This is a genomic window from Nonomuraea aridisoli, assembly GCF_003236395.1.
Classification (GTDB): domain Bacteria; phylum Actinomycetota; class Actinomycetes; order Streptosporangiales; family Streptosporangiaceae; genus Nonomuraea; species Nonomuraea aridisoli.
In genome coordinates, this window is record NZ_POUD01000048.1 from 30,983 (window position 1) to 42,980 (window position 11,998).

Below are 11,998 nucleotides of genomic sequence, written 5' to 3' on the forward strand. Positions count from 1 at the left end.
TGGGACGGACCGGCCGATCCCTAGCGCAGGACCTTGCGGTAGAAGGTCGCGGCGGCCTCGTAGCCGAGGGCGTGGTAGAACTCCGGCGCCCGCCGCGTCGCCATGGCCACGTAGCGGGCGTCGCGGGAGCGGGCCCAGCGCTCGAACTCCTCCAGCAGCGCCCGCCCCATGCCCTGGCGGCGCGAGCCCGACTGGACCATCGCCTCCTCGACCCACGCCACCGGCCCGTTGGCGAAGAGCGTCAGGTGGACGAACCCCAGCAGGTAGCCGTGCACCCGCCCGCCCACGACCGCCGCGAGCAGGAGGGCGTCGTCGTCGGCGAGCAATGCCGGCAACGCGGCGTCGAAGGCGTCGCGCTCCGGCCGGAACGTCAGGCCGAAGTCGCGGGCCAGCGCGAACACCGCGTCGGCGTCCGACTTCTCCGCCCTCCTGATGAGGAGATCGTCACCCGTCATGATTGATGACACTAGATCGTCGGTCGTCGGCGGCGCAAACGGTGGTCACAGGTCGCCGAGACCGAGCTGCCGTGCGATGAGCATGCGCTGCACCTCGCTGGTGCCCTCGCCGATCTCCAGGATCTTCGCGTCGCGGTAGAAGCGGCCGACGGGGAACTCGTTCATGAAGCCGTACCCGCCGAAGACCTGGGTGGCGTCGCGGGAGTTGTCCATGGCCGCGTTGGAAGAGACCAGCTTGGCGATGGCCGCCTCCTTCTTGAACGGCAGCCCGGCCAGCATGCGCTCGGCCGCGTGGTAGTAGGCCAGGCGGGCGGTGTGGACGCGGGCCTCCATGTCGGCGATCTTGAACTGGATGGCCTGGTAGTGGCCGATCGGGTGGCCGAACGCCCGGCGCTCCCTGACGTACTTCAGGCACTCGTCCACGCAGCCCTGCGCCAGGCCCACGCTGAGCGCGGCGATGGCGATCCGGCCCTCGTCGAGGATCTGCAGGAACTGGGCGTAGCCGCGGCCGCGCTCGCCCAGGAGGTTCGCAGCGGGCACGCGGCAGTCGGCGAACGCCAGCTCGCGGGTGTCGGAGGCGTTCCAGCCGACCTTGGAGTACTTCTTCGACACCGTGAACCCGGGGGTGCCGCTCGGCACGAGAATCGTGGAGATCTCCCGCTCGCCGGTGAGCGCGGCCACGCCGACGACGCCGGTGATCTCGGTGCCGGAGTTGGTGATGAACGCCTTCGTCCCGTTGATCACCCATTCGCCGCCGTCGAGCACGGCCGTGGTGCGCATGCCGCCCGGCACGTCGGAGCCGCCGCCCGGCTCGGTCAGTCCGAACGCGCCCAGCATCTCCCCCGAGGCCAGTTTCGGCAGCCACGTGCGGCGCTGCTCGTCGGTGCCGAACCGGTAGATCGGCATCGCGCCCAGCGACACGCCCGCCTCCAGGGTGATCGCCACGCTGGAGTCGACCCTGGCCAGCTCCTCCAGGGCCAGGCAGAGCGCGAAGTAGTCGCCGCCCATGCCGCCGTACTCCTCCGGGAACGGCAGCCCGAACAGCCCCATCGCGCCCATCTGGCGCACGATGTCGTAGGGGAACTCCTCGCGCTCGTAGTAGTCGCCGATCACCGGAGCGACCACTTCGCGGGCGAACGCCTCGACCGTCTTGCGCAGCTCCGCGTACTCGTCCTTGAGCATGTCAGCCTTTCGATAGCGCCTGTACGACGCGTGATGGGCTGGGCCGGCCGAGCAGCTCCGCCAGCCAGACGCTGGTCGACACGAGCTTGCCCAGGTCGAGCCCGGTCTCGATGCCGAGTCCGCGCAACATCCAGACCAGGTCTTCGGTGGCCAGGTTGCCGGTCGCGGATTCGGCGTACGGGCAGCCGCCGATGCCGCCCGTGGAGGCGTCGATGGTGGTGACGCCGGCCTGGAGCGCGGCAAGGGTGTTGCCGAGCGCCTGGCCATAGGTGTCGTGGAAGTGCACGGCGAGCCGCTCGGGCGAGCGGAACGCCTTGATCAGCTCGGTGACGTGGCCCGGCGTGCCCACGCCGATGGTGTCGCCGAGCGACAGCTGGTAGCAGCCGAGCCCGAGCAGGCGCTCCCCGACCTGGACGACCTGCGGGACGGGCGTCGGCCCCTCCCACGGGTCGCCGAAGCACATCGACACGTACGCGCGCACCCGCACCCCGTGCTCCAGCGCCCTGGCCACGACCGGCTCGAACATGTCGAACTGGCTCTCCAGGCCGCGGTTGAGGTTCTTGGCGGCGAACGTCTCGGTGGCGCTGGCGAAGATCGCGATCTCGTCCACGCCGCGGTCGAGGGCCCGGTCGAGGCCGCGCTCGTTCGGCACCAGGACGGGGTAGCGCACTCCCGGCCTCCGGCGCAGCCGGGCGAGCAGCTCGTCGGCGTCGGCGAGCTGCGGCACCCATTTCGGGTGCACGAAGCTGGTCGCCTCGATGATCTTGTGCCCGGCGTCGGCCAGCCGCTCGATGAACGCGGCCTTGACCTCGACCGGCACGACCGCCTGCTCGTTCTGCAGCCCGTCGCGCGGCCCGACCTCGTAGACGGTGACCTGCCGCGGAAGTCCTCGCATGCTGTACGGCCTGTTCATGGCCTCACTCCGTCCGGCGTCGCCCTCGATGCCGCGGCGCCCTCGGGCGTGACCACGGCGAGCACCGCGTCCATGTCGACCGGGCGGCCCGCCTGGGCGGGCAGGTCGGCGATCACGCCGTCGCAGGGGGCGGTGACCGTGTGCTCCATCTTCATCGCCTCCACGATGACCAGCGGCTGACCCTCGCTCACCCGTTCGCCGGGCTGGGTCTTCACCACCAGGACCGTGCCCGGCATCGGGCTGCGCACCACACCGTCGCCCGCTCCGGCGGCTCGGGCGCGGTCGCCGGGGTCGCCGATCAGGTGCCGGGTGAACGACCACGCCGCACCGTCGCGGCCGAGCCAGAGCGTGTCGCCCCGGCGTACGCAGAGGTAGTGCTCGGTGCGCCCGGCGAGTGTGACGGCGAGACCGGAGCCGTCGCGGCGGACGCGCGCCGGGAGTGACTGCCCGCCGAGCCGGACCTCGGCCGACTCCTCGGGCAACCCGCGCACGGGCACCGCGTGGACGCCGGCGCGGGACTCCAGCCGCCACGTCGTCCACGCGCACTCGCCGACCCGCCAGCCGTCGGTGACCTCCCACGGGTCGTCGCCCTGCGGCATGGCGTGGAAGACGAGCGCCGCCGCGGCGAGCACGTCGTCCGGCGGTGTGCCGTCGGCGGGCACGAGCTCGGGCAGGACCCGCTCGACCAGGCCGGTGTCGAGCTCGCCCGCCTCCACGGCCGGGTGGGCGATCAGCGCGCGCAGGAACGGGACGTTGGTGACCACGCCGAGCACGGCCGTGCGGGAGAGCGCCCGGTCGAGTGTTCGCAGCGCCGACGCCCGGTCCGGCGCCCAGGCGATGACCTTGGACAACATCGGGTCGAACTCACTGCCGACCACCCCGCCCTCGGCCAGCCCGGAGTCCACCCGCACGACGGCCCCGCCGCCCGCGACCGGCCCGGGAGCGGCGCCGCCGGGTTCCCTCAGCAGCAGGACCCGGCCGCCGGTGGGCAGGAAGCCGCGGGCCGGGTCCTCGGCGTAGACGCGGGCCTCGACCGCGTGGCCGTCGAGCCGCACGTCGTCCTGGGCGAACGGCAGCCGCTCCCCCGCCGCCACCCGCAGCTGCAGCTCCACCAGGTCGAGCCCGGTCACCAGCTCGGTGACGGGGTGCTCGACCTGCAGCCGGGTGTTCATCTCCATGAAGTGGTAGGCGCCGGTGGTGCCGTCGACGATGAACTCGACGGTGCCGGCCCCCACGTAGCCGACCGCGCGGGCGGCCTCCACCGCCGCCGCGCCCATGGCGGCGCGCGTCTCACCGGTCAGGAACGGCGAGGGCGCCTCTTCGACGATCTTCTGGTGGCGGCGCTGCAGGCTGCACTCGCGCTCGCCGAGGTGCACGACGTCGCCGTGGGTGTCGGCGAGCACCTGGATCTCGATGTGGCGGGGGCGCTCGACGTAGCGCTCGATCAGCAGCGTGCCGTCACCGAACGCGGCCCGCGCCGTGCGCCGGGCCGACTCCAGGGCGTCGGGCAGCTCGGCGGCCGAGCGTACGAGCACCATGCCCTTGCCTCCACCGCCGGCGGACGGCTTGATCAGGGCGGGGAAGTCGCGCCACTCCTCCAGGGCGTCGCCGGGCTCGGCCGCGCCGGGCACCACGGGCACGCCCGCGGCCGACACCGTGGCCTTGGCGCGGATCTTGTCGCCCATCGCGTCGATGGCCGCGGCCGGCGGCCCGACGAACACGAGCCCGGCCTCGGCGCAGCGCCGGGCGAACGCGCCGTTCTCGGCGAGGAACCCGTAGCCGGGGTGGACGGCGCGCGCCCCCGTGGCCAGGGCCGCCGCCACGACGGCCTCGATGTCGAGGTAGCCGGGAACCTCGACGGCGAGGTCGGCCTCCCGCACGTGCCGGGCCCCGGCGTCGGACGGCGTGTGCACGGCCACGGACTCGACGCCGAGCGCGCGGAGGGTGCGGGCGATCCGTACGGCGATCTCGCCCCTGTTGGCGATGAGGACACGGTCGAACAACATGCGTCACATCCGGAAGACGCCGTAACCGGCGGGCTCGAGCGGGGCGTTGGCCGCCGCGGACAGCGCCAGGCCGAGGACGGTGCGGGTGTCGAGCGGGTCGATCACGCCGTCGTCCCACAGCCTGGCCGTGGAGTAGTACGGGTTGCCCTGGTGCTCGTACTGGGCCCTGATCGCGTCGGCGTCGGCGGTGCCGACGGTGGTGAGCACGTTCGCGGCCTGCTCGCCGCCCATGACCGAGATGCGCGCGTTCGGCCACATCCACAGGAACCGGGGCGAGTACGCCCGCCCGGCCATGGCGTAGTTGCCCGCCCCGAACGAGCCGCCGATCACCACGGTGAACTTGGGCACCCGGGCACACGAGACGGCCGTCACCATCTTGGCGCCGTGCTTGGCGATGCCGCCCGCCTCGTACGCCTTGCCGACCATGAAGCCGCTGATGTTCTGCAGGAAGACCAGGGGGATGCGGCGCTGGTCGCACAGCTCGATGAAGTGGGCGCCCTTCAGCGCCGACTCGCTGAACAGGATGCCGTTGTTGGCCAGGATGCCGACCGGGTGGCCGTGGATGTGGGCGAACCCGGTGACGAGCGTCGAGCCGTACTCGGCCTTGAACTCCAGGAAGCGCGAGCCGTCGACGATCCTGGCGATCACCTCGTGCACGTCGTACGGCTGGCGGGTGTCGGCGGGGATGATGCCGTACAGGTCGCGGGGGTCGTGGCGGGGCGGCTCGGGCGCGACCGTCTCCCAGGGGCGGGGCGCGCGCGGGGCGAGCGTGGCGACGATGTCGCGGACGATGGCCAGGGCGTGGGCGTCGTCCTCGGCGAGGTGGTCGGTGACGCCGCTGACGCGGGCGTGCAGGTCGCCGCCGCCCAGCTCCTCGGCCGTGACCTCCTCGCCGGTGGCCGCCTTCACCAGTGGCGGGCCGCCCAGGAAGATCGTGCCCTGGCCGCGCACGATGACGGCCTCGTCGCTCATCGCGGGCACGTACGCGCCGCCGGCGGTGCACGAGCCGAGCACGGCGGCGATCTGCGGGATGCCGCGCGCCGACATCGTGGCCTGGTTGTAGAAGATGCGGCCGAAGTGCTCGCGGTCGGGGAAGACCTCGTCCTGCTTCGGCAGGAACGCTCCACCGGAGTCGACGAGGTAGACGCAGGGCAGGTGGTTGTGCAGGGCCACCTCCTGCGCGCGCAGGTGCTTCTTGACGGTGACCGGGTAGTACGTGCCGCCCTTGACGGTGGCGTCGTTGGCCACGACGACGCACTCGCGGCCGGAGACGCGGCCGACGCCGGTGATGATGCCGGCGGCGGGCGCCTGGTCGTCGTAGAGGCCGTTCGCGGCCAGCGGCGACAGCTCCAGGAAGCGTGAACCGGGGTCGAGCAGGCCGTCCACGCGGTCGCGGGGCAGCAGCTTGCCGCGCTCGACGTGGCGCTGCCGCGACCGCTCGGGCCCGCCGAGGGCGGTCGTCGCGAGGCGTTCGAGCAGCTCGGCGGCGAGCCGCTCGTTGAGCTCGGCGTTGCGTTTGTACGCCTCGCCGCCCGGATCCACCGCCGATTTCAGCACCGGCCAGTCGCCGCTCATGAGTCCCCTCTCATGGCACGGATGTTAGTCATCGCTAACGTGCACCGTCTAGTATGTGAGACGTGACCACCGCCTCCGCCTCACCTACCCGCAATCGGCGCAACAGGCGCGCGGAGATCCTGGAGGCGGCCGCCCGGCTGTTCGCGGCGCGCGGCTTCCACGGTGTGCCGATCGAGGACATCGGCGCCGCGGTCGGCATCTCGGGGCCGGCCCTCTACCGCCACTTCAGCGGTAAGGACGCCCTGCTGTCGGAGATGCTGCTCGACGTCAGCTCGCGGCTGCGCGAGTCGGCGGTCACGGTCGTCACCTCCTCCCCGGGGCCGGCGGAGTCGCTCGACGCGCTGCTGGCCGCGCACATCACGTTCGCGCTGGAGCAGCCGGCGCTGATCACCGTGCACGACCGGGAGCTGGGCAACGTGCCGGAGCGGGAGCGGCGGCAGATCAGGCGGCTGCAGCGCCTCTACGTCGAGGAGTGGGTGACGGTGCTGGCCGAGTTGCACCCGTCGTGCCCGGCGGCGCGGCTGCGCGCGGCCACGCACGCGGTGTTCGGCCTGCTCAACTCGACGCCGCACAGCGCGGGCGAGCTCCCGGCGCAGCACATGCGCCCGCTCCTGCACGCCATGGCCCGCGCCGCCCTCACCGCCGCTGTTAAGGATCGCTAACTAGACGGCCGGCATGCCGCCTTGACGGTGTCCGCTTGGCGGCCGAATTTCTCGACGTACCGGCCGCTCCAGTCCTGCATCTTTATCGGGCGCTCTTCCTTTGATTCGCTGTCGACGAAACACCCCGTCGCCTGGGCTTCGAACGACCCGATGCGGTCGCGGAGACGCGCGGGAACGGGGCCGTCCGCGTCCGCTCCCGGCTGCCACGTCCACACCTCCCCGCCGAAACCTCGCTCGGGCCACAGGCAGATCGATCCTCTGACGCAGGTCGGATGCGGGGCGGCGACCGGCTCCGGCTCCGGCATCGCCTCCGCGACGGCGATGTAGCTGACCACGGTCAACGCACCCACGACGACCACGCCGCCACCGCACAGCGCGACGTATCTGCCGCCGGTCGACGCGTTGACGCCCGCATCGGGGTCTCCGGAGCCGGCTCGTGTCAGGAAATAGGCGGTGAACGTGGTGATGGCCGACCATCCCAGAGCGGGAATGCACCACCACCAGCTGAACACGTTGTCGTTCAGAATCTGATTGCTGGCCACCGCGACGAACACCGTCGTCAGCACCAATAAGGCGATCAGCACGGATCGCTGCCATTTCTTGATACGTACTTCCACGCGCTCATGGTGCAACGCGGGCGAGGTCACGGAGGAAGACGCATTCACAATGGTTATCGCACGATCACGAGCGTCGCCGTTTTGTCGTTGATGCGGGACGGAAAACTATTACGGGCCCCGACTCAGGGGGCGTTCACGACGTGCCGGGCATGACGCGGGCCCGGGCGGAGGTCCGTCCGGGCCCGCGGGCCGTGATTCAGCGCCGGACGCGCACGTAGTCCGTGCGGCTGTCGTCGCCGTGGGTGCGCCGGTCGCCGCCGAAGGCGAACTTCCAGTGACCCGAGTTCCACGCCCTGATCGTCGTGGCGAGCCGGCCGCCGCCGTCCGACCAGATGGACTTCACGTACTGCCACTTCCTGGCGTCCAGCGGCTTGAACATCAGCGCCACCTTGGCGCGGTGACCGCGCCACGAGCCGTGGTCGCCGGCCTGCAGCAGGCCCGTGACGGTCAGGGTGCGCCCGCGCTTGACCGGCTCCGGACGGGCGTCGAACGCGATCAGCCGCGCGTCCGCCCTGGCCGGGTCGACCCGCACCCGGTCGGGGCCGCTGACCGAGCCGTCGACGCCGCGTCCGCCCCGGTACTCGGCGCGCCACCAGCCGGAGGCGCGGGCCGGCGCCGAGGCGTGGAAGCGGCCGTCGCGACCGGTCGTGGCGCTGGTGACGTACTGCCAGCGGGGCGAGCCGTCGGCCTTGAACGCGATGGCCACGCGCCGGCCGGGGGCGCCGCCGCGCCGCTCGATGGTCAGGACGCCGGTGAAGGTGAGCCGGTCGCCCTGCTCCACCCGTTCCTGACGCGCGCCGAACCGGGAGATCCGGCTGCCCAGGTCGCGGCGCACGTCCACCCGGTCGGCGTCGGCGACCGAGCCCCTGGCGGTGGCGGTGGCCGCGAACTCGGCCCGCCACCAGCCGGTGGCGCCGGCCCGCACGCGGGTGCCGAACCAGCCGCCGCGGCCGGTCGTCACCTTGGCGACCTCGCGGTAGGCGTCGCTCCCGCGCTCGCGGAAGGTGATGGACACGCTCTGACCGGCGTACCCCTCGCGGTCGGCCACGAGCCGGCCCGACACCCTGACGGTGTCGCCCCGGTCGACGACGTCGGGACCGGCGTCGAAGTCGCGGATCGCGGTGGTGAGGGCCCGTACCACCTGGAAGGAGCCGCTCGTGGAGACCTCACCGTCACCCTGGGCGGTGGCCGAGATGGCGTGCCTGCCGGCGGCGCCCGGCCCGAAGGACTTGGTGCCGGTCCACTTCAGGCCGGCGCCGTCCGGCGCGGACGTGACCGCGACCGGCGCGCCGTCGATCTTGAGCGCCGCGGCGGTGGCGTTCGTCGTGGTGAACGTGAACGTGACCGCCACGTCGGCGTCGAAGACGACGATCGGCGCGGCGGGGCTGACGCTCACCTGGCTGATGGTGGGGGCGGGGGCCGCCGTCGCGGGGACCGGGGAAAGGGCGGGTGTCCCGGCGCCGAGGACGAGGGCGAGGGCGGCCACACGGATGCGTTGTAACATGCGGGTTCCTTTCTTGGAGACCCCAGTGCTTCAACGCGGCATTGAGGGTGCCACGTGTGTCCTCCAGTAGACGTGCGCGCGCAAGAGAAGGTTGTGAACTCTGACAAACGGTTATAGGTCACCTTCAAGGGACCGGTCGGCAACATCTCCCCCGCGTCCGGCAGACGCCGGGCTGGATCAAGGACATAATCGTGGACGTGGCGCGCGACACTGTTGAGACTCATTTCACCGAGGCGGTTGCGACACTGGAGGCAGGCCCCGCGCGAGATCCGGACGCGCCGGTCCGCGAGGGCTCCTCGCTGACCGGTGAGCGGTGCAGGACCCTGTTCCGGCGTCAGCTCGACAGCCGCCTGCTCGACATCGCGGCCCGCTGGCTGCGCGAGCAGGAGGAGGGCTTCTACACGATCGGCTCGGCCGGTCACGAGGGCAACGCGGCCGTGGCCGCCGCCCTGCGGCACACCGATCCCGCCCTGCTCCACTACCGCTCGGGCGCGTTCTACCTGACTCGTTCCGAACAGGCCGGCCGGCTGCCCGAGCAGGGCATCCGCGACGTGCTGCTGGGGCTCACCGCCTCGGCCGACGACCCGATCGCGGGCGGCCGGCACAAGGTCTTCGGCCATCCCGACCTGGCCGTCATCCCGCAGACGTCCACGATCGCCAGCCACCTGCCCAAGGCGGTGGGCGTGGCGTTCGCCATCGAGCGGGCACGGGCGCTCGAGGTGACCGCGAAGTGGCCGCAGGACGCGATCGCGGTGTGCAGCTTCGGCGACGCCTCGATCAACCACGCCAGCGCCCTGTCCGGCCTCAACACCGCCAGCTACGCCACCTACCAGGGGCAGTCGCTGCCGCTGCTGTTCGTGTGCGAGGACAACGGCATCGGCATCAGCGTCCGCACGCCCAAGGGGTGGGTGGAGGCGACCGCGCGGCGTCCCGGCGTCGCATACTTCTTCGCCGACGGCTGCGACCTGGCGGCCGCGTACGACGCGGCCGTGCGCGCCGCCGAGCACGTACGCGAGCACCGCCGGCCGGCGTTCCTGCACCTGTCCACCGTGCGGCTCATGGGACACGCCGGCTCCGACGTCGAGCTGGCCTACCGCACGCAGCGCGAGATCCGCGCCGACCTCGAGCGCGACCCTCTGGTGCGCACGGCGGCCATGCTCGTCGAGGCGGGCCTGGAGACGCCCGAGGGGCTGCTCAAGATGTACGAGTCCGCCCGCGAGCACGTCCTGCGGGTGGCCAAGGAGACCTCGCGCCGCCCGCGGCTCGGGTCGGCCAAGGAGGTCATGGCGCCGCTCGCGCCGCGCAGCCCGGAGCTGATCGCCAAGATCAGCCCGACGGCGGCCGCCGCGCAGGTCAGGGAGCGCGCGTTCGCCGGCGCGCTGCCCGAGGACGACAAGCCGCTGACCCTCTCGCTGGCCATCAACCGCACCCTCGCCGACGCGCTCGCCGTCTACCCGGAGATGACCGTCTTCGGTGAGGACGTCGGCAAGAAGGGCGGCGTGTACGGCGTCACCAGGGGGCTGCAGAAGCGGTTCGGGCCGGGGCGGGTGTTCGACACGCTCCTCGACGAGCAGGCCATCCTCGGCCTCGCGCTCGGCGCCGGCGTGTCGGGGATGCTGCCGGTGCCCGAGATCCAGTACCTCGCCTACCTGCACAACGCGCTCGACCAGATCCGCGGCGAGGCGGCCACGCTGTCGTTCTTCTCGCAGGGCGCCTTCACCAACCCGATGGTCGTACGGGTGGCCGGCTACGCCTACCAGAAGGGGTTCGGCGGCCACTTCCACAACGACAACGCGGTGGGCGCGCTGCGCGACATCCCGGGGCTGGTCATCGCCTCGCCGTCGCGTCCCGACGACGCCGCGTCCATGCTGCGCACCTGCCTGGCGGCGGCCCGTACGTCGGGGTCGGTGTGCGTGTTCCTGGAGCCGATCGCGCTCTACAACACGCGCGACCTGTTCGAGGACGGCGACGGCGGGTGGCTGGCACCGTACGCGCCGCCGGCGCGCTGGCCGGAGACCCACGTGCCGATCGGGCGGGCGCGTTCGTACGGCGACGGGCGTGACCTGACGATCGTGACGTTCGGCAACGGGGTGCGGATGAGCCTGCGGGCCGCGGTGCGGCTGACCCAGGAGGGTTACGGCTGCCGCGTGCTCGACCTGCGCTGGCTGGCGCCGCTGCCGATCGACGACCTGCTGCGGGCGGCCGAGCTGACCGGGAACGTGCTCATCGCCGACGAGACGCGCCACACCGGCGGGGTCTCGGAGGGCGTCGTGACCGAGCTGCTCGACGCCGGGTTCACCGGGAAGATCGCCCGGGTGAGCTCCGCCGACAGTTTCGTCCCGCTCGGCGCGGCGGCCGACCACGTGCTGCTGTCGGAGGCCGAGATCGAGCAGGCGGCCCGCAAACTCCTCGGCTGACCGCCTCCCGCGGCTCGGGGCCACCTGACGCGTCTGTCACCGGTGGGTGGGGCGGGCCTTCGCGCCTCGGATGCAGGCCGGTTTCGACCAGGCGACCGTCGAGTCCTCCGAGATGCGCAGCGGCACGCCCACCAGGAAGCAGTAGCCGGTGCCCGGGTCGAGGCCGGCCAGGCGGGCCGAGGTGGCGCCCTGGTCGAGGGCCGTGATGGGCTGCTCGCCCGCCTGCACGGGCGAGCGCTGGACGACCACCGGATAGTCGCGGGCCCGCCCGGGGAGCGACCACGCCAGCTCGACCAGCGCGCCGCGGTCCGCCGTCACCTTGACGCGCCGAGGGGCGAGGGCGGCCACATCCCGCTCGTCGATGGGGGCAGGGCTTTCCGTGGCGGGCCGCTGAGGGCGTGCGGTGTCCGCGGTGCTCGTGCGGGGCGGGGCGGGCTGCTGGAGCGACAGGTACACGGCCAGGGCCGTCCCGCCGAGCGCCACGACCGCGACCGCCCCGCCGACCAGCAGACTCCGCCGCGTCCGGGACGCCTGCGCGGACTCCTCGCGGGATCCCCCGAACGCCGGCCCCTCGGGACGCGAACCCGCGGCCCCCGGTCCCGTCGGGCCATGAGCGGCCGGACCGGTCGGCGCCCAGTCGGCAGGGCTGCCGTGGGCGGCACTGGTG

General features: G+C 72.6%; 9 protein-coding genes and 1 pseudogene. 2 read left to right on the forward strand and 8 right to left on the reverse strand.

Annotation, left to right across the window (positions count from 1 at the left end; translation table 11 throughout):
• Positions 1-20 precede the first annotated feature (20 nt).
• From C1J01_RS14260 to C1J01_RS14280, 5 genes are read right to left on the reverse strand one after another with little or no spacing between them, the layout of a single operon-like run.
• Complete coding sequence (locus C1J01_RS14260; RefSeq protein ID WP_111179438.1) at positions 21-455, reverse strand: GNAT family N-acetyltransferase; 435 nt, start codon at positions 453-455, stop codon at positions 21-23.
• Positions 456-500: 45 nt separating this feature from the next.
• Positions 501-1,637: an acyl-CoA dehydrogenase family protein gene (locus tag C1J01_RS14265; RefSeq protein ID WP_111179439.1), complete on the reverse strand. Its 1,137-nt coding sequence runs from the start codon at positions 1,635-1,637 to the stop codon at positions 501-503.
• Between the two features lies 1 nt (position 1,638).
• Positions 1,639-2,550, reverse strand: a complete 912-nt coding sequence (locus tag C1J01_RS14270; RefSeq protein WP_111179440.1) for a hydroxymethylglutaryl-CoA lyase — start codon at positions 2,548-2,550, stop codon at positions 1,639-1,641.
• A complete protein-coding gene (locus tag C1J01_RS14275) occupies positions 2,547-4,556 on the reverse strand; it encodes an acetyl/propionyl/methylcrotonyl-CoA carboxylase subunit alpha (protein WP_111179441.1) in 2,010 nt (669 codons plus the stop codon). Before C1J01_RS14275 ends, C1J01_RS14270 begins: the two co-directional genes overlap by 4 nt.
• A gap of 3 nt (positions 4,557-4,559) precedes the next feature.
• Entirely contained in the window at positions 4,560-6,113 is a 1,554-nt protein-coding gene (locus tag C1J01_RS14280) for a carboxyl transferase domain-containing protein (RefSeq protein WP_220039911.1), read from the reverse strand.
• Between the two features lie 80 nt (positions 6,114-6,193).
• On the opposite strand from C1J01_RS14280, the gene C1J01_RS14285 reads away from it, so the two are divergent.
• Positions 6,194-6,793, forward strand: coding sequence for an SACE_7040 family transcriptional regulator (locus C1J01_RS14285; RefSeq protein WP_111179443.1), 600 nt, complete (start codon positions 6,194-6,196; stop codon positions 6,791-6,793).
• On the opposite strand, the gene C1J01_RS14290 is transcribed toward C1J01_RS14285, so the two are convergent.
• Complete coding sequence (locus C1J01_RS14290; protein WP_146615588.1) at positions 6,790-7,410, reverse strand: hypothetical protein; 621 nt, start codon at positions 7,408-7,410, stop codon at positions 6,790-6,792. The two genes, C1J01_RS14285 and C1J01_RS14290, sit on opposite strands and share 4 nt — an antisense overlap.
• A gap of 196 nt (positions 7,411-7,606) precedes the next feature.
• A complete protein-coding gene (locus C1J01_RS14295; protein WP_146615589.1) occupies positions 7,607-8,914 on the reverse strand; it encodes a hypothetical protein in 1,308 nt (435 codons plus the stop codon).
• 191 nt (positions 8,915-9,105) lie between these two features.
• On the opposite strand from C1J01_RS14295, the gene C1J01_RS14300 reads away from it, so the two are divergent.
• Positions 9,106-11,331, forward strand: coding sequence for a thiamine pyrophosphate-dependent enzyme (locus tag C1J01_RS14300; RefSeq protein ID WP_235854437.1), 2,226 nt, complete (start codon positions 9,106-9,108; stop codon positions 11,329-11,331).
• Between the two features lie 36 nt (positions 11,332-11,367).
• Here C1J01_RS14300 and C1J01_RS49820 read toward each other — a convergent pair.
• A pseudogene (locus C1J01_RS49820) lies at positions 11,368-11,998 on the reverse strand (hypothetical protein); the annotation flags it as partial.

Excerpts from the sequence above, each read along its gene's own strand:
- C1J01_RS14260 (WP_111179438.1), bottom strand. The coding sequence starts at position 455 with ATGACGGGTGACGATCTCCTCATCAGGAGGGCGGAGAAGTCGGACGCC.
- C1J01_RS14265 (WP_111179439.1), bottom strand. The coding sequence starts at position 1,637 with ATGCTCAAGGACGAGTACGCGGAGCTGCGCAAGACGGTCGAGGCGTTC.
- C1J01_RS14270 (WP_111179440.1), bottom strand. The coding sequence starts at position 2,550 with ATGAACAGGCCGTACAGCATGCGAGGACTTCCGCGGCAGGTCACCGTC.
- C1J01_RS14275 (WP_111179441.1), bottom strand. The coding sequence starts at position 4,556 with ATGTTGTTCGACCGTGTCCTCATCGCCAACAGGGGCGAGATCGCCGTA.
- C1J01_RS14295 (WP_146615589.1), bottom strand. The coding sequence starts at position 8,914 with ATGTTACAACGCATCCGTGTGGCCGCCCTCGCCCTCGTCCTCGGCGCC.